Source organism: Rubritepida flocculans DSM 14296 (assembly GCF_000425365.1).
Classification (GTDB): domain Bacteria; phylum Pseudomonadota; class Alphaproteobacteria; order Acetobacterales; family Acetobacteraceae; genus Roseococcus; species Roseococcus flocculans.
In genome coordinates, this window is sequence record NZ_AUDH01000003.1 from 49,585 (window position 1) to 65,737 (window position 16,153).

Below are 16,153 nucleotides of genomic sequence, written 5' to 3' on the forward strand. Positions count from 1 at the left end.
TCTCTTGGTCGCTGGTTCGTTCGACCGTTTCGTCAACTTCGGGGCCGCCCCGGTCGGGGGGTTCCACAGTCTGTGTGGAGGATGGTGCGATGACCCCGAAGGTCGCTCGCTATCTTGCTGCCCATCAGCCGGCCACGCCGTGCCTGGTGCTGGATGTGGATCGCGTGGAGGAGAATTTCCGCCGGCTGCAGGCGGCGCTGCCGCTCGCGCGCATCTACTACGCGGTGAAGGCGAACCCGGCGGCGCCCATCCTGGAGCGTCTGGTGCGGCTCGGCTCCTTCTTCGACGCGGCCTCCTGGCCCGAGGTGCGCATGTGCCTCGACGCCGGCGCGCGTCCGGAGGCGATCAGCTACGGCAACACCATCAAGAAGGAGCGCGACATCGCGGCCGCCTATGCGGCGGGCGTGCGCATGTTCGCCTTCGACAGCGAGGCGGAGCTGATGAAGCTCGCCCGCTCCGCCCCCGGCGCGCGGGTCTATTGCCGCATCCTGGTCGGCAATGACGGCGCGGAGTGGCCGCTCAGCCGCAAGTTCGGCTGCGAGGTGGAGATGGCGCGCGCGCTGATGCTCAAGGCGGGCGAGCTCGGGCTCGACCCCTACGGGCTCAGCTTCCACGTCGGCAGCCAGCAGACGCGCACCGCGGCCTATGAGGCGGCCATCGCCAAGGTCGCCATGCTCTTCACCGACCTCACCGAGGCCGGGGTGAAGCTGCGCATGGTGAACCTCGGCGGCGGCTACCCGGTGCGCTACAAGGCGGAGGTGCCGGAGATCGACGATTTCGGCGCGGCCATCATGGGCGCGATGGCGGAGCATTTCGGCAACGCCCTGCCCGAGATCGTGATCGAGCCCGGCCGCTTCCTGGTGGCCGACGCCGGCGTGGTGCAGAGCGAGGTGGTGCTCGTCTCCCGCAAGGGCGAGGACGATCCGGTGCGCTGGGTCTATCTCGACATCGGCCGCTTCGGCGGGCTCGCGGAGACGGAGGGCGAGGCGATCAAATACGCCTTCCGCACCCCGCATGACGGCACGGACGAAGGGCCGGTGACCATCGCCGGGCCGAGCTGCGACAGCACGGACACGCTCTACGAGAAGAGCCATTACCGGCTGCCGCTCGCCCTGCGCGACGGCGACAAGGTGGAGATGCTGGCCACCGGCGCCTATGTCACCACCTACGCGAGCCAGAGCTTCAACGGCTTCGCGCCGCTCGCCGAGCACTACATCTGATCCGACAGGTCCGGCCAATCGGCCGGGCCTGTCACCCCAGCACCGAGCCCAGCAGCGTCCCTCCCAGCCCCGCCAGCAGCGGCGCGAGCAGCCCGCCGCACGAGGCCAGCACCGCCAGCGCCGCGCCGAGCCCGAGCAGCCGCCCCGAGAGCGGGATCAGCGCCAGCGCCCCCGTAGGCGCCACCACCGCCAGCGTCACGAAGGCCGCGAGCGTGGCGAGGGAGACGCTCGCCGCCCAGCGCACGAAAGGATGATCGGGCGAAAGCCGCCCCGCCACCAGCAGCCCCGCCCCGCGCATCCCCGCGCAGGCGAGCACGAGCAGCCCGAGCGCCAGGTCATCGCCGCTCACGGCGCCCCCAAAGGAAGGCGAGGCTCCCGCCCGCCAGCCCCGCGCCCAGCAGCGCAAGCGTGGGCGGCAGCAGCAGCCCGAGCGGCGCGGCCAGCGCCCCCAGCAGCACCGCCCGGCGCACGAAGGGCGCGCGCAGCTCGGCCGCGATGATCAGCCCGAAATAGAGCGGGTTCACGAAGAGCAGCGCCGCCAGCACCCACAGCGGCAAAAGCGGCGCCAGCGCATGGCCGCCCGCGGTGGAGAGCCCCGCGACGCTCCAGGAGGTCAGCGCGAAGCCGAGGAACCAGGGCAGCCGCGCCGGCGCGGGCAGGGCGGGCAGGCGGCGCATCGCCATGGCCCAGGGCGTCACCGCGATGAAGGGCAGGGCGAGCCAGCGCCGCACGCCTCCGCCGAGCCAGGGCGCGAGCGCCACCGCCATCGGCACGAATCGCGCATTGGCGGCCACCGCCCCGGGCACCGCCGCGAGCGCCCCGCCGGGCGTGCCGATGGCGGCGAGCAGCACCATCTGCCCCGGCATGCCATAGACCAGCAGGCTCGCGGCCAGCGCCCAGCCGAGCCCCACCCCCGCCGCCTGCACCGCCGCGCCGAAGGCGAGGAAGGTGGCCGCCATGGCCAGCGCCGGCGCGCCCAGCGCCTCGCGCAGCCCCGCTCCGAGCATCAGCGCAAGCCCTCCATGGGGCCATGCTGGCCGCCCTGGCGGGGCGGGTCGAGGGCGGCGGGGATGACGGATCCCTCACACAGGGGCATGCTGAACGCAAGCTGAACGGAACTAGAACAGAAGCTGAACCACTGCGGACCCGATCCCTCCCTCATGCGCCATCTCATCGCGTTCTCGATCCAGAAACGGCTGCTCGTGCTGCTGCTCTTCCTGGCCTTTCTCGCGGTGGGGGCGGCGGGCTTCGCGCGCCTGAACATCGAGGCCTACCCCGACCCCGTGCCGCCGACCGTGGTGGTCATCACCCAGAATCCGGGCCATAGCGCGGAGGAGGTGGAGCGCTACATCACCATCCCCGTGGAGACCGGCCTCGCGGGAATGCCGCAGCTCCAGCGCATCCGTTCCACCTCGCTCTTCGGGCTGTCGGTGGTCCAGGCGCAGTTCGGGCACGGCTTCAGCTACGAGCAGGCGCTGCAGCAGGTGCTGAACCGGCTGGGGCAGATCGCGCTGCAGCCCGGGGTGCAGCCGCAGATCAGCCCCTGGTCGCCGATCGGGGAAATCCTGCGCTATCGCCTCGAGGGGCCGCCCGGCTTCTCGCCGGCCGATCTGCGCGTGCTGCAGGACTGGGTGCTGCAGCGCCGCTTCAAGCGCGTGCCGGGCGTGATCGATGTCACGGCCTATGGCGGGCCCAGCAAGGCTTTCAACGTGGTGCTGGACCTGCCCCGGCTCGCCGCCCATGGCCTGAGCGTGGCCCAGGTGGCCGAGGCCATCGGCCAGGGCGGGGCGACCGTGGGCGCGGGCGTGATCAGCGTGGGGCCCCAGGCGGCGGTGGTGCAGGGGGTGGGGCTGATCCGCTCGCTCGAGGACATCGAGGCGGTGGTGCTCGGCGCCCGCGACGGCACGCCCATCCTGCTGCGCGACGTGGCCCGGGTGGAGACGGGCGCGCTGCCGCGTCTCGGCATCGCCGGCCATGACGAGGACGACGACGTGGTGATGGGCGTCGTCCTCATGCGCCGGGGCGAGCAGACCCTGCCCGTGATCCGCGCGGTGGAGCGCGAGGTCGAGGCCATCAACGCGGGCGGCGTGCTGCCGCCGGGCGTGCGCGTCGTGCCCATCTACGACAGGCAGGAGCTGGTGATGCTCACCACCCACCACGTGGTGAAGAACATCCTGCTCGGGGTCGCGCTGGTGGTGTTCATCCAATGGATCTTCCTGGGCGATCTGCGCGGCGCCCTGGTGGTGGGCGCGACCATTCCCTTCGCCTTCTTCTTCGCGGTGCTGGTGATGCTGCTGCGCGGGGAGAGCGCGAACCTGCTCAGCCTCGGCAGCCTGGATTTCGGGCTGCTCGTGGACGCGACCGTGATCATGGTCGAGAACATCTACCGCCACCTGCATCACCCGGCCCCGGGCCCGGGGCGGCTGCGCGGCGCGGCGCGAGGCCTCGCCCCGCTGCACGCCACCATCCTGCGCGCCGGGGGAGAGGTGGGCGGCGCCATCTTCTTCTCCGCGCTCATCGTCGTCGCGGCCTTCCTGCCCCTCTTCGCCATGGGCGGGATCGAGGGGCGGATCTTCGGGCCGATGGCGCAGACCTACGCCTACGCCATCATCGGCGCCATCATCGCCACCTTCGCGGTCTCGCCCGCCCTCGCCGCCCTGCTCTTCACCGCCGAGACGCGCGAGCGCGAGACGCCGCTCGTGCGCTGGCTCGCCCGCGCCCACCGGGCCCTGCACGGCGCGGCGCTGCGCCGCCAGGGCACGACTCTCGCGCTCGCGCTGTTCCTGCTCATGGGCGCGGGCGGATTCTTCGCCCGGCTGGGCGGCGAATTCCTGCCGACGCTGGAGGAGGGCAGCATCTGGATGCGCGCCACCCTGCCCGCCACCATCTCGCTGGAGGAGGGGAACGCCGTGGTCAACCGCATGCGCCGCGTCGTCATGGAGTTCCCGGAGGTGATCACCGTCACCTCGCAACAAGGCCGGCCCGACGACGGGACCGACAGCGCGGGCTTCTTCAACGCGGAGTTCTTCATCCCGCTGCGGCCGATGGAGGAGTGGCGCACCGCCCGCGGCAAGGAGGCGCTGGTGGCCGCGATCGAGCGGCGGCTGCGCGAGGAGTTCGTCGGCGTGGAGTTCAACTTCAGCCAGTACATCAGCGACAACGTCCAGGAGGCGGCCTCGGGCGTGAAGGGCGCGAACGCGCTGAAAGTGATCGGCCCCGACCTCGAGGTGCTGACCCGCCTCGCTGCGCGCATCCGCACCGAGATGGAGCAGGTGCGCGGCGTGGCCGACCTCGCGGCCTTCCGCACCCTGGGCCAGCCCACCCTCTCGATCCGCGTGGACCGCCAGCGTGCCGCCCGCTACGGCCTCTCCGTCAACGACATCAACGCCACCATCGAGGCGGCCATCGGGGGGCGCGAGGCGGGGCGGCTCTACGAGGAAGGCAGCGACCGGAACTTCCCGATCATGGTGCGCCTCGACGGGGCCTATCGCGCGGACGCCGAGGCGATCGGGCGGATCGCGGTGAACGCCGCCTCGGGCGCGACTCTCGCCGATGTGGCGACGATCCGGCTTCTCTCGGGCCCCTCCTACATCTACCGCGAGGACGGGCAGCGCTACGTGCCCGTGAAGTTCAGCGTGCGCGGGCGCGACCAGCAGGGCGCGGTGGAGGAGGCGGCGGCGCGGGTGGCGGCGAATGTCTCCCTGCCGCCCGGCTACCGGCTCGAGTGGGTGGGCGAGTTCCGCAACCTCCAGGACGCGGTGGCGCGGCTGCGGATCACGGTTCCCGCGGCGGTGCTGCTCATCGCCGTGCTGCTCTACGTCCAGTTCGGCACCTTGCGCGATGCGTTGCTGATCATGCCGGTGCTTCCGCTCTCCTGCGCGGGCGGGGTCGCCGCGCTGCACCTGACCGGGCTGCATTTCAGCGTGCCGGCGGCCATCGGCTTTCTCGCCCTCTTCGGCATCACGGCGATGGAGGGAATCATCCTGCTTTCGCATTTCCGCGGCCTTCTGGCGCAGGGGATCGCCTGGCGCGAGGCGCTCGACCGCGCCGGAGCGGACCGGATGCGGCCGGTGATGATGACCTGCATGGCCGCGATGGTGGGGCTGCTGCCCATGGCGCTCGCGACGGGCATCGGCAGCGACCTGCAGCGGCCGCTGGCCGTGGTGGTGGTGGGCGGCACGCTGTTCCTGCCGCTCCTCATCCTTCTGGTGCTGCCGGTAATGATCGAGCGCTTCGGCCAGCCCCGCCGCGTGCTGCGCGCGGCCCCGGCGTGACCGCGCAGCACGATTCCCGCCGGCCGCGGCATCGGCTAAACGGGGGTTAATCACGCCCCAGGGAGGCCCGTCATGACCCAGCCCTTCGCCCGCCGCGCGCTGCTCGCGGCCCCGCTGCTCGCCGCACCCGGCCTCGTTCGGGCCCAGGCGCCGGTGGTGAACCGCACCGCGCGCATCCTGGCAGGCTTCCCCGCCGGCGGCACGGTGGACCTCACCTGCCGCCTGCTGGCCGAGCGGCTGCGCGGCGTCTGGGCCCCGCAGGTGGTGGTGGAGAACCGGGTGGGGGCGACGGGGCGGCTCGCCATCGAGGAGCTGATCCGCGCCGAGCCCGACGGAACCACCTTCCTCGTCACCCCCGCGAGCATGGTGACGATCTACCCGCACCTCTACGGCGACCGGCTGCGCTACGAGCCGCTGCGCGACATGGCGCCCGTCTCGCCCGTGGTGGTCTATCCCTTCGGGCTGGCGGTCGGGCCGGGGGCGCCGGGGGTGACGAACCTCGCGCAGATGCTCGACCTCGCGCGGCAGCGGCGCGGCCTCTCCTACGCCTCGCCCGCCGCAGGCTCCGTGCCGCATTTCACCGGCGTGATGCTGGCCCGCGCGAGCGGCGTGGAGCTGACCCATGTGCCCTATCGCGGTGCCGCCCCGGCCATCGCCGACACGCTGGGCGGGCAGATCGCCGCCACCATCAATGTGCTGGGCGACCTCGTGCCGCACCATGAGGGCGGGCGGCTGCGCATCATCGCGCTGACCAGCGCCCAGCGCCTGGCGCGGCTGCCGGGCGTGCCCACCTTCGCCGAGCAGGGCCACCCCGACCTCACGGCCGACGAGTGGTTCGGCGCCTTCCTGCCCGCGCGCGCGCCGACCGGGCTGGTGGGGCAGCTCAACGCGCTGCTCGCCGAGGCGGTGCGCCACCCGGAGATGCGTCAGAACCTCGAGAACCGCGCCTTCGACGTGGCGCACAGCAGCGCGGCCGATTTCACCGCGCGCATCCGCGCCGAGACGGCGAAATGGGGCCCGATCGTGCAGGCCTCGGGCTTCCGTCCGGAGGATTGATAAGGGCGGCGGTCACGCCGGACGGTTCAGCCCGCCGCGGCGCGGCGGGCCGGCAGCATCCGGGAGGGCAGCGCGGCGAGGCCCTCCATCTCGGCGGGGCTCGCGCCCGCCCCGGCGCGGCCGAGCCCGGCGAGCCGCGCGGCCAGGTTGAGCACCGTCTCGCGCAGCTCCGGCGCCTCGATCAGCGCGAAGCTCTGCAGCAGGGCGGCGTTCTCCGCGAGACGGCGCGCCGCCTCGCCCGAGGCCTTCGCGTTCGCGGCCTCGCTCAGCCCGTCGAGCAGGAGGGGCAGCGGCGCCTCCAGCAGCCCGGCCAGCCGCACCAGCCGGCCGATGGAGAGACGGTCCTGCCCCAGCTCGTATTTCTGGATCTGCTGGGCGGTGACGCCGAGCCGCTCCGCCGCCTCGCGCCGCGTGATCCCGCGCTGGAGCCGGAGCCGCCACAGCCGCTGGCCGAGCTCCGCGTCGATCGCATCCGCCCGCCGCGCCCCGCGCGGGGAAGGCGGCGAGGCCTCGCACCCGGGCGCGCCTGCGGCCACCGGCGCGGGAAGTCCGGGGCGGCAGGAGGGCGCGGCGGGGGGCATCGGTGCCATCGGCTTTCGCTCCTTCAGGGTCGCACAGCTCTGATCGCAGATCGGGGGAGGGCGGTTCGGCCAGCGCGGGCTTTTGCGCCATATCCCCGTATATTCTGCCAGCATGACAAAACCGAGCGGAAAATACAACCGAGGCGGGTGCGGCGGGTGATCGTTTCTCTGATACGGCGTGCCGGGCGGCCGGGGTGCGCGCGGAATACCGCGCCGTCACGCCGGCTGCGCGGCGCTACAAGCCAGGGTTGTGTCCCGGGCGCGGCGTCGCCGCATGGCAGCCGCCGCTGGTCTGCTGCCGTTCTCGCGCGCCGCCGCCCGCCAAACCGGCGCGCCCCTTTCCTTCGGCGTCACCGCCGGCTGCATCACCCGGGAAGCGCGGGCATGGGCGCCCCCACGGGCCGCGCGATGCTCATCTTCCCGAGGCTGCCCCAGCCGCGCTCGTATTGCGGCGGAACCGAGAGCGCCTCGGTCCTTCCCAGCGCCACCGCCGCGTTCAGCACCCAGTAGGGGTCGCGCAGGAAGGCGCGGGCCAGCAGCACCATGTCCGCCTTGCCCTCCGCGAGGATGGCCTGGGCCTGGGCGGGCTCGGTGATCAGCCCCACCGCCATCACGGGCAGCCCCGCCCCCGCGCGCACCGCCGCCGCGCCGGGCACCTGGTAGCCGGGGCCGAGGGGAATCCGCTGCGCGGGGTCGAGCCCGCCCGAGCTCACATCCACCACATCCACGCCGAGCGCCCGGAGCCGGCGGGAAAGTTCCACGCTCTCCTCCGTCGTCCAGCCGCCCTCCACCCAGTCGGTGTGGGAAATTCTCACCCCGAGGGCCACCCCGGCCGGAAGCGCGGCGCGCACGGCGGCCACCGCCTCGCGCAGCAGCCGGGTGCGGCCCTCGAAATCCCCGCCCCAGGAATCCTTGCGGCGGTTGGAGAGCGGCGAGAGGAACTGGTGCAGCAGATAGCCATGCGCCGCGTGCACCTCGATCAGCCGGTAGCCCGCGCGCACCGCCCGCCGCGCCGCGGCCACCATGTCCGCGATCACCTGCGCCACCTCCGCCTCCGTCATCGCGCGCGGCACGGCGTAGTGGCCGAAGGCGAGGGGGGAGGGCGCCAGCGCCTCCCAGCCCGGCACGGCGGGCCCGGAATCCCAGGCCGGCAGGCGGCTCGCCTTGCGCCCGGCATGGGCGAGCTGGATCGCCGGCACCGAGCCCGCATGGGCGATGGCGGCGGCGAGCCGCGCATGCGGCCCCACATGCGCCTCGCTCCAGATGCCGAGGTCATGCGCGCTGATCCGCCCCTCGGGGCTGATCGCCGCGGCCTCGGTCATCACCATCCCCGGCCCGCACACGGCGCGCGAGACGAGATGCGCGAGGTGCCAGTCCGTCGGCAGCCCGTCCTCGCCGGCGCAATACTGGCACATGGGCGAGACGCCGATGCGGTTGCGGAAGGTGACGCCGCCGAGCGTGAGCGGGCTGAACAGGTCGGTCATGGGGCGGGGCTGTCCGTCGGTGGAGGGTCCGCTTCATTCCACACCCGGGGGCGGGGCCTGTCATCCCCGCCACGCAGCCATCATACCAGCGGCCGCTGATTTCGACTCCTGAGGGGTCTGTGCGGCCGCTGGTATACTTTTGTTTTGGCGCGCAGCCGCCACACCAACCCTGCGCGCGATACGGTCGGCATGTCATGCCGACCGTATCACTCGCCGGAACGGGTCGGCTCTGGCATGATCCGCCCCATGTTTGTCGCCGCCAACCGTTTCCGCGTCATCCCCGAGCACGCCCCCGCCTTCGAGCAGGCCTGGCTGACCCGCGAGAGCCACCTGCACGAGCTGCCGGGCTTCCTCTCCTTCCACCTGCTGCGCGGGCCCGCGATGGAGGACCATGTGCTCTACTCCTCCATGACCCTATGGGCCTCGCGCGAGGCCTTCGAGGCCTGGACGCGCAGCGAGCAGTTCCGCCGCGCCCATGCCGGGGCGGGCGAGAGCAAGCCCATGACCCTCGGCCCGCCGCAGTTCGAGGGCTTCGAGGTGCTGCAGACCCTCACGCCCGGCGGCCCTGCGTGAGCGACCCCGCCTTCGCCCGCCCGGGCCGCTTCTGGAAGGGCAATCTCCACACCCATTCCACCCGCTCGGACGGGGCGCGCAGCCCCGAGGCCGTCTGCGCCGCCTACCGCGAGGCGGGCTACGACTTCCTCGCCCTGACCGACCATTTCTGGGCGAAATACGGCTTCCCCATCGTGGACACCCGGCCCTTCCGCGCGCCGGGCTTCACCACGCTGCTGGGGGCGGAGCTGCACGCGCCCGCCACGGCGCTCGGCGAAATCTGGCACCTGCTCGCCCTCGGCCTGCCGCTCGACTTCCCGCCCACCGCGCCGGAGGAGACGGGGCCCGCGCTCGCCGCCCGCGCGCTCGCGGCCGGGGCCTTCCTCGCCATCCCGCACCCCGGCTGGTACGGGCTGACGGCAGAGGACGCGGCCAGCATCCCCGGCGCCCACGCGGTGGAGGTGTACAACCACACCTCCCAGCTCCGCACCGAGCGCGGCGAGGGCGTCTATCTGGCCGACCAGCTTCTCGCCCAGGGCCGGCGGCTTGGCCTGCTCGCGGTGGACGACGCGCATTTCAAGTCGCCCGACGCCTTCGGCGGCTGGGTGATGGTCAAGGCCGAGGCCAATGAGCCCGAGCCGCTGCTGGAGGCGCTCAAGGCCGGCGCCTACTACGCCACCCAGGGCCCGCTGATCCACGACATCGCCTGGGGCGAGGAGGCGGTGGAAGTGGTCTGTTCGCCCGCCCTCTCCATCATGGTGCTGGGCCGCGGCTCCAAGGCCGAGCAGTCGGTGGCGCTGGGGCAGACCCGCGCGCGCCTGCCGCTGGCCGGGCTGCGCCCCGGCGGATACGCCCGCGTGGTGGTGGCCGACGCCATGGGCCGCCGCGCCTGGTCCAACCCCATGCATTTCCGATGACGGACAACGCGCCCATGCACCCCATCCTCGCCGAGATCGAGGCCCTGCTGACCGGCAAGGCCGAGGGCCGCTACGGCCTCAGCGCCGTCAACCAGCGGCAGCACGCGCTGCAATGCGCCTGGCTCGCCGAGAAGGACGGCCATGGCGATGCGCTGATCGCCGCCGCCCTGCTGCACGACATCGGCCACATGGTCCATGACCTGGGCGAGGACCCCGCCTCCGAAGGCGTGGACGACCGCCACGAGGAGCTGGGCCAGGCCTGGCTCGCCGCGCATTTCGGCCCGGAAGTCACGGAACCCGTGCGCCTGCACGTCGCCGCCAAGCGCTACCTCTGCGCGGTGGAGCCCGATTACTTCGCCCGCCTCGCCCCCGACAGCGTGAAAAGCCTCGCCCTGCAAGGCGGGCCCATGAACGCCGAGGAAGTGACCGCCTTCGAAGCGAACCCGATGTTCCGCGAGGCCGTGCAACTCCGCCGCTACGACGAACAGGCCAAGGTGAAAGACCTGCCCACCCCGCCCGTAAGCCACTTCCTGCCCGCCGTCGCCCGCTGCCTGAGGGGGTAGCCCCGCAGGCGGGGAAGGGCGCCGCCCTTCCCCGGACCCCATCCCACCAAGGGGCAGTGGCCCCTTGGAACCCTGAACCGTGTCGGGCTTGGGGGGAGGGGCCGGCGCGACCGCCCGGCCCGGCGCTTCCTCCGGCCCCTCCCCCCAAGCCCGACATGATGCCCGAGGTCCAGGAGGCCACGGCCTCCTGGCGGGTGGGGTGCGGGGAGGGCAGGGCCCTCCCCGCCGGCCGCGCGCCCCCCTTGGTCAGGGCGTCGCGCGGATCAGGCGGGTCAGGTCGAAGCCTTCGCGGCGGGCGATGGCGAGGGCGGTGTCGAGGTCGGTTTCCCTCATGCGTTCGCTGCGCGAGAGGATCCACAGCGAGCGGCGCGAGGGCGAGCCCACCACGGCCCAGCGGTAGTCCGGGTCGAGGCCGATCACCCAGTAGTCGCCGTAGAAGGGCTTGAAGAAGGAGACGCGCAGCCGCGCGCCCTCGCTGCCCTCCACCACATAGGCCTCGCCCTGCGCCACGCGGCGCGGCGCGTCGGGGTCGAGGGCGTTGAGGCAGGAGTTGGTCACGCGGATGCGCCCAGGGCCGAGCGGCGCGTATTCCGCCGTGGTGGCGGTGCAGCGCAGCGTCGCGCTGTCCTGGAAGCGCTGGGGCAGGCGCGCGGCCTCGTGCCAGGTGCCGAGATAGCGCGCGAGGTCCACCCGCTCGACCGTGCGCGGCGTGGTGGGGCCGGGCTCGGTGGCGCAGGCGGCGAGCGCGAGCAGGCCGAGAAGGGCGGCCCGCCTCACGGGATCGCGCCTTCCGGCCAGGTCATGCAATGGTCGAAGACGCCGCCCGCGGTGGTGATCCACACCGCCTCGCGCTGCGCCGCGATTTCGGCGAGCGCGCGGCGCAGCGCGCGCAGCCGGTAGGGCTGGCCGATGATGTAAGGGTGCAGCGCGATGCCCATCACCTGCGGCAGCCCGTCGCGCGTCTGGCGCAGGCGTTCGCGGAAATCCTCGAGGATCATGTCGGCGAACTGGCGCGCGCCGTCCTTGCGCGCGACGATGGCGGGGATGTCGTTCGCCTCCTGCGGGTAGGGGATGGCGAGCAGCCGCCCCGCGCGGGTGCGCATCCAGACTGGCTGGTCGTCCATGCACCAGTTCAGCGTGTAGGCGTAGCCGGCCTCGGCCAGCAGATCGGGGGTCGCGTGGCTTTCGGCGATCCAGGGCGAGAGCCAGCCGCGCGGCGGCCGCCCCTCGTGCCGCGCGATGAGGGCGGTGGCTTCGGCGATCAGCGCGCGCTCGGCCGGCTCGTCCAGCACGGACTGGCGCTCGCTGTTGGTCCGGCCATGGCCCGCGATCTCGTCGCCGCGGGCGCGGTGCGCGGCCACGAGATCGGGCGCGTAGGCGTACATGGCGCTGTTCAGCAGCACGGTGCAGGGCAGGGCGAGCTCCTCGAGCACCTCGAGCAGGCGGAAGGCGCCCACGCGGTTGCCGTAGTCGCGCCAGGCGTAGTTCAGCACATCGGGCGGCGGGCCGCCGGGCGCGAGCTCCGCCCCCAGCCCCTCGCCGAAGGCGAAATGCTCGAGGTTCACGCCGAGATAGACGGCGAGCTTGCGCCCGCCCGGCCAGGATTCGCGCGGGCGGCGCGCCCAGGGCGTCCAGTCGTAGCGGCCATGGGTCTTGAGCATGGGTCCCCCTTCGTTCCGCCCTCATGTCGGCCCGTCCGGCCCGTGGCGCAACCGGGTGCCTTCGCCTACAAACGCCGGCAATGGAACCGCCCGTGAACGGCCGCGCGGCATCGGCCTGGCTGAGGAAGGAGGCGCGCGCCCAGCGGGGGCGCGTGGCGCTGCCCATCGCGCTCGGGCTGCTCTCCACGCTCTGCGCCGCGGGGCTCGCCTGGCTCATCGCGCGGCTGCTCGCCACGCTGCTGGGCTTTCCGGGCGGCGGCTGGGCGGATGTCGGGCTCGCGCTGCTGCTCATCCTCGTCGTCGCGCTGCTCGGCATGGCGCAGGAGGCGGCGCAGACCCGCGCGGGCGAGGCGGCGCGCGCGCGCATCCGCGCCGCGCTCTTCGCGCGGCTCATGGCGCTCGGCCCCGACGATCCGCGCGGCGTGGGCGAGAAGGCCTCGCTGCTGGTGGACAGGGTGGAAGCGCTGGAGGGCTTCTTCGCGCGCTGGCTGCCGGCCATGGCGCTCGCGCTGCTCTCGCCGCTGCTGATCATCCTGATCGCCTGGTGGGCGGACTGGGTGAGCGCGCTGGTGCTGCTCGTCATGGGGCTGCTCGTGCCGGTCGGCATGGCGGTGACGGGCATCGGCGCGGCGCGCGAGAGCCGGCGGCAGCTCGAGGTGCTGGGCCGGCTTTCGGGCCGCTTCGTGGACCGGCTGCGCGGCCTCGCCACCCTCGTGCAGTTCGACCAGGCGGAGGCGGAGGCGCGCGCGCTCGCCGGCAAGGCCGAGGAGTTCCGCGCGCGCACCATGCGCGTGCTGCGCGTGGCCTTCCTCTCCACCACGGTGCTGGAGCTGCTGGCCGCCGGGACCATCGCCTACCTCGCCTGGCGGCATGGCGCGCATCTGGGCGCGAACCACCCGGACCCGGCCACGGCGCTGTTCTGCCTGCTGCTCGTGCCCGCCTTCTTCCAGCCGCTGCGCACCTTCTCCCAGGCCTATCACGAGGCGCTGGCGGCGCGCGGTGCGGCGGCCGATCTCGCGCCGCTGCTCGAGGGCGCGCCGCCCGCCGGTCTGCGGCTTGCGGAAGTGCCGCCGCGCGTGGCGGTGGCCTTCACCGAGGTGAGCCTCGCCTATCCCGGCGCGCCCGCGCCCGCGCTCGATCGCCTCACCTTCGCCCTCGCGCCGGGCGAGGCGCTGCTGCTGGTGGGCCCTTCGGGGGCGGGCAAATCCTCGGTGCTGAAGCTGCTGATGGGCTTCGCGCGGCCCACATCGGGGCGCATCGCGCTGAACGGTCAGGACGCGACGCTGCTCGCGCCGGCCGAGCTGCGCCGCCTCTCGGCCTATGTGGGCCAGCGCGCGCATCTCTTCGCGGGCACGATCCGCGAGAACATCCTGCTCGCCCGGCCCGAGGCGAGCGAGGCGGAGCTGCTGCGCGCCGCCGAGGCCGCGCGCGTTCTCGCCTTCGCGCGCGAACTGCCCGAGGGGCTGGAGACGCGCGTGGGCGAGGGCGGCTACGGCCTCTCGGGCGGCCAGGCGCAGCGCGTCGCGCTCGCCCGAGCCTTCCTGCGCGATGCGCCGCTCGTGCTGCTGGACGAGCCCACCACCGCGCTCGATCCGGGCACGGAGGCCGAGGTGATGGAGGCCATCGCGCGGCTCTGCGCCGGGCGCACCGCCATCATCGCCACCCATTCGCCCGTGCTGCGCGGCCTCTCGGCCCGGGTGCTGGCGCTGGGCGAGGGCCGCCGCGCCGAGAGCCCCGTGGCATGAGCATGTGGGCGGATCTGGCGAGCGTCTGGCGGCTGTGGGCGGCGCGGCGGCGCGCGCTGTGGGCGGGGCTCGCGGTGGCCATGCTCTCCGCCCTGGCGGGCGTGGCGCTGATGACGCTGGCGGGCAAGGGCGTGGCGGCCGGGGTGGCGGGAGGCGGGATGCTCGGCGTCGCCGCGCTGCTCTGGCTGCGCCCCTTCGTGCTGATCCGCCCCGCCCTGCGCTGGTGGGAGCGCATGGCGAGCCATGACGCCGCCTTCCGCGCCCTGGCCGACACGCGGGTGTGGTTCTTCCGCCGCCTCGCCGAACGCATGCCGGGCGGCATCGGCTTCACCGGCTCGGGCGATCTGCTGGGGCGCCTCGTCTCGGACGTGGACGCGCTGGATCGCTTCTACCTCGGCGCGGTCGTGCCGGCGGCGGGGGCGCTGGCGGCGGTGCTCGCCATCGCGCTGCTGCTGGGGGCGGAGCCCGCGCTGCTGCTCTGGGTGGCGCTGCCGCTCGCGGTGGCGCTGGTGCTGCCGCTCGCTCTCGCGCCCGCCACCGCCCGCGCCGCCCAGCGCGCGGCCGAGGCGCGCGGCGCGCTGCGCGCGGCGGCGGTGGACCCGCTGGCGGGGATGGAGGATGTGCTGGCCGCCAACGCCGAGGGGCGGGCCGCGGCCCGCCTCGCCGAGGCCGATCGCGCGATGATGGCCGCGCAGCGCCGCCTCGTCGCGCGCGGGGCCTGGGCGGGCGCGGCGGGGCAGCTTCTGACGCAGATGGCGCTGATCGGCGGGCTGGCCTGGGGGCTGATGGCGGGCGAGGCCGGGGCGGCGCTCGCGGTGCTCGCGCTCTTCCTCGCCATCGGCGCGGCGGAGATGCTGGGGCTCATGCCGCGCGCCGGCGCGGCGCTCGCGGCCGCGGGGGCGGGGGCGCGGCGGCTCTTCGAGGCCGCCGACGCGCCGCCGCCCGTCGCCGAGCCCGCCACGCCCGCCGCGCCGCCCGAGGACGCCACGCTGGCGCTCGAGCGCCTCTCCTTCGCCTGGAGCCCGACTGCCCCGCCCGTGCTGCGCGCGGTGGATCTCGTGATCCGCCCGGGCGAGCGCATCGCCATCCTCGGGCCTTCGGGGGCGGGGAAATCGAGCCTCGCCGCGCTGCTGCTGCGCTTCGCCGCGCCCGGCGAAGGGCGGATCACGCTCGGCGGGGTGGACATCGCGGCGCTGGAGGGGGCGGCGCTGCGCCGGCGCGTGGTGGTGCTCTCGCAGAACGCCCGGCTGTTCGACGACAGCATCGCGGCCAACCTGCGCCTCGCCGCGCCCGAGGCGCCCGAGGCCGCGCTCTGGCGCGCCCTGGCCAAGGCCGGGGTGGGGGAGTTCGTGCGCTCCCTGCCCGAGGGGCTCGAGACCCTCTGCGGCGAGGGTGGCAGCCGCTTCTCGGGCGGGGAGGCGCGGCGCATCGCCCTCGCCCGCGCCCTGCTGCCGCCCGCGCCGGTGCTGGTGCTGGACGAGCCGACGGCGGGGCTGGATCAGGCCGCGGCGCGCGCCTTCCTCGCCACCCTCGGCACGGCGGCGGAGGGGCGCACGCTCATCCTCCTCACCCATGAGCTGACGGGGGTGGAGCCGCTGGACCGCGCCTTCCGCCTCGCCGGAGGGCGGCTGCTGCCGGCGGCGGGTTGACGGGACTCTGCCCGCTCTGGCCTTGAAGCGGCCACAGGAAGGAGACCGCCCGATGCGCCGACGCCTCTTCGCCCTCGCCGCGCTGCCGCTGCTCGCGGGCTGCGAGGCGCTCACCCTCACCCGGCTGCAGGACGAGCCGGTGCGCGTCGTCTTCTTCAACGAGGACAGAGCCGAGCTGGACGCCCCCGCGCGGGAGGTGGTGCGCTCGGCCGCGCGGGCGGCGGCGCGCCACCCTTCGGCGCGGGTGAACGTGTTCGGCTATGCCGGGCCGGCCGGCGGCCTCGCCTACAACCGCGCGCTCTCCGAGCAGCGGGCGCGGCATGTGGCGGAGCTGCTGCGCGAGATGGGGGTGGCGGCCGAGCGCGTCTTCGTCGTGCCGCGCGGGCCCGTGCCCTTCGAGGCCGCCCCCATCGAGAGCCGCCGCGTCGAAATCCGCCTCGTCGCCGGCTGA

The 16,153-nt window shown here is 74.0% G+C and carries 15 protein-coding genes; 9 read left to right on the forward strand and 6 right to left on the reverse strand.

All coding sequences use genetic code 11. The features are described 5' to 3' along the window. Positions 1 to 89 precede the first annotated feature (89 nt). A complete protein-coding gene (locus tag H596_RS0104350; RefSeq protein ID WP_027283860.1) occupies positions 90 to 1,220 on the forward strand; it encodes a type III PLP-dependent enzyme in 1,131 nt (376 codons plus the stop codon). A gap of 31 nt (positions 1,221 to 1,251) precedes the next feature. Here the strand turns inward: H596_RS0104350 and H596_RS20040 are convergent, their stop codons facing one another. Both H596_RS20040 and H596_RS20045 read right to left on the reverse strand, forming a co-directional pair. Further along, positions 1,252 to 1,569 (reverse strand): hypothetical protein, encoded by a 318-nt coding sequence (locus tag H596_RS20040; protein ID WP_051212382.1) that lies wholly within the window; start codon positions 1,567 to 1,569, stop codon positions 1,252 to 1,254. Further along, a complete protein-coding gene (locus H596_RS20045; protein WP_037300020.1) occupies positions 1,556 to 2,227 on the reverse strand; it encodes an AzlC family ABC transporter permease in 672 nt (223 codons plus the stop codon). Before H596_RS20045 ends, H596_RS20040 begins: the two co-directional genes overlap by 14 nt. A gap of 153 nt (positions 2,228 to 2,380) precedes the next feature. On the opposite strand from H596_RS20045, the gene H596_RS0104370 reads away from it, so the two are divergent. Both H596_RS0104370 and H596_RS0104375 read left to right on the forward strand, forming a co-directional pair. Then, the gene (locus tag H596_RS0104370; protein WP_027283861.1) at positions 2,381 to 5,494 is read left to right on the forward strand and encodes an efflux RND transporter permease subunit; all 3,114 of its coding nucleotides are present in this window, start codon (positions 2,381 to 2,383) and stop codon (positions 5,492 to 5,494) included. 72 nt (positions 5,495 to 5,566) lie between these two features. After that, positions 5,567 to 6,550 carry a tripartite tricarboxylate transporter substrate-binding protein gene (locus H596_RS0104375; protein ID WP_027283862.1) on the forward strand — a complete coding sequence of 328 codons (984 nt, stop codon included), beginning with the start codon at positions 5,567 to 5,569 and terminating at the stop codon, positions 6,548 to 6,550. Positions 6,551 to 6,576: 26 nt separating this feature from the next. Here the strand turns inward: H596_RS0104375 and H596_RS22740 are convergent, their stop codons facing one another. Further along, complete coding sequence (locus tag H596_RS22740; protein WP_169579844.1) at positions 6,577 to 7,140, reverse strand: helix-turn-helix domain-containing protein; 564 nt, start codon at positions 7,138 to 7,140, stop codon at positions 6,577 to 6,579. A gap of 356 nt (positions 7,141 to 7,496) precedes the next feature. Then, positions 7,497 to 8,615, reverse strand: coding sequence for an NADH:flavin oxidoreductase/NADH oxidase (locus tag H596_RS0104385; protein WP_027283863.1), 1,119 nt, complete (start codon positions 8,613 to 8,615; stop codon positions 7,497 to 7,499). 246 nt (positions 8,616 to 8,861) lie between these two features. Between H596_RS0104385 and H596_RS0104390 the strand changes: the two genes are divergently transcribed. The 3 genes from H596_RS0104390 to H596_RS0104400 are packed head-to-tail and all read left to right on the forward strand — an operon-like array spanning position 8,862 to position 10,647. Continuing rightward, complete coding sequence (locus H596_RS0104390) at positions 8,862 to 9,188, forward strand: antibiotic biosynthesis monooxygenase family protein (protein WP_027283864.1); 327 nt, start codon at positions 8,862 to 8,864, stop codon at positions 9,186 to 9,188. Continuing rightward, the gene (locus H596_RS0104395) at positions 9,185 to 10,084 is read left to right on the forward strand and encodes a PHP domain-containing protein (protein ID WP_027283865.1); all 900 of its coding nucleotides are present in this window, start codon (positions 9,185 to 9,187) and stop codon (positions 10,082 to 10,084) included. The genes H596_RS0104390 and H596_RS0104395 overlap by 4 nt, the downstream gene beginning before the upstream one ends. After that, positions 10,081 to 10,647 (forward strand): phosphonate degradation HD-domain oxygenase, encoded by a 567-nt coding sequence (locus H596_RS0104400; protein ID WP_027283866.1) that lies wholly within the window; start codon positions 10,081 to 10,083, stop codon positions 10,645 to 10,647. The genes H596_RS0104395 and H596_RS0104400 overlap by 4 nt, the downstream gene beginning before the upstream one ends. A gap of 246 nt (positions 10,648 to 10,893) precedes the next feature. Here the strand turns inward: H596_RS0104400 and H596_RS0104405 are convergent, their stop codons facing one another. Together H596_RS0104405 and H596_RS0104410 are read right to left on the reverse strand one after the other, a co-directional pair. Beyond that, the gene (locus tag H596_RS0104405; RefSeq protein ID WP_027283867.1) at positions 10,894 to 11,424 is read right to left on the reverse strand and encodes a lipocalin family protein; all 531 of its coding nucleotides are present in this window, start codon (positions 11,422 to 11,424) and stop codon (positions 10,894 to 10,896) included. Further along, the gene (locus H596_RS0104410; RefSeq protein ID WP_027283868.1) at positions 11,421 to 12,308 is read right to left on the reverse strand and encodes a polysaccharide deacetylase family protein; all 888 of its coding nucleotides are present in this window, start codon (positions 12,306 to 12,308) and stop codon (positions 11,421 to 11,423) included. Before H596_RS0104410 ends, H596_RS0104405 begins: the two co-directional genes overlap by 4 nt. Positions 12,309 to 12,400: 92 nt before the next feature. On the opposite strand from H596_RS0104410, the gene cydD reads away from it, so the two are divergent. Genes cydD through H596_RS24340 form a run of 3 tightly spaced genes read left to right on the forward strand, consistent with a single transcriptional unit; the run spans position 12,401 to position 16,153 of the window. Next, entirely contained in the window at positions 12,401 to 14,053 is a 1,653-nt protein-coding gene (cydD, locus tag H596_RS0104415) for a thiol reductant ABC exporter subunit CydD (protein ID WP_027283869.1), read from the forward strand. Further along, positions 14,050 to 15,702 carry a thiol reductant ABC exporter subunit CydC gene (cydC, locus tag H596_RS0104420; protein ID WP_027283870.1) on the forward strand — a complete coding sequence of 551 codons (1,653 nt, stop codon included), beginning with the start codon at positions 14,050 to 14,052 and terminating at the stop codon, positions 15,700 to 15,702. The genes cydD and cydC overlap by 4 nt, the downstream gene beginning before the upstream one ends. Positions 15,703 to 15,754: 52 nt before the next feature. Continuing rightward, complete coding sequence (locus tag H596_RS24340; RefSeq protein ID WP_027283871.1) at positions 15,755 to 16,153, forward strand: OmpA family protein; 399 nt, start codon at positions 15,755 to 15,757, stop codon at positions 16,151 to 16,153.

Excerpts from the sequence above, each read along its gene's own strand:
- cydC (WP_027283870.1), top strand. The coding sequence starts at position 14,050 with ATGAGCATGTGGGCGGATCTGGCGAGCGTCTGGCGGCTGTGGGCGGCG.
- H596_RS0104350 (WP_027283860.1), top strand. The coding sequence starts at position 90 with ATGACCCCGAAGGTCGCTCGCTATCTTGCTGCCCATCAGCCGGCCACG.
- H596_RS20045 (WP_037300020.1), bottom strand. The coding sequence starts at position 2,227 with ATGCTCGGAGCGGGGCTGCGCGAGGCGCTGGGCGCGCCGGCGCTGGCC.
- H596_RS22740 (WP_169579844.1), bottom strand. The coding sequence starts at position 7,140 with ATGGCACCGATGCCCCCCGCCGCGCCCTCCTGCCGCCCCGGACTTCCC.
- H596_RS0104410 (WP_027283868.1), bottom strand. The coding sequence starts at position 12,308 with ATGCTCAAGACCCATGGCCGCTACGACTGGACGCCCTGGGCGCGCCGC.
- H596_RS0104400 (WP_027283866.1), top strand. The coding sequence starts at position 10,081 with ATGACGGACAACGCGCCCATGCACCCCATCCTCGCCGAGATCGAGGCC.
- H596_RS0104385 (WP_027283863.1), bottom strand. The coding sequence starts at position 8,615 with ATGACCGACCTGTTCAGCCCGCTCACGCTCGGCGGCGTCACCTTCCGC.
- H596_RS0104390 (WP_027283864.1), top strand. The coding sequence starts at position 8,862 with ATGTTTGTCGCCGCCAACCGTTTCCGCGTCATCCCCGAGCACGCCCCC.
- H596_RS24340 (WP_027283871.1), top strand. The coding sequence starts at position 15,755 with ATGCGCCGACGCCTCTTCGCCCTCGCCGCGCTGCCGCTGCTCGCGGGC.
- H596_RS0104370 (WP_027283861.1), top strand. The coding sequence starts at position 2,381 with ATGCGCCATCTCATCGCGTTCTCGATCCAGAAACGGCTGCTCGTGCTG.
- H596_RS0104375 (WP_027283862.1), top strand. The coding sequence starts at position 5,567 with ATGACCCAGCCCTTCGCCCGCCGCGCGCTGCTCGCGGCCCCGCTGCTC.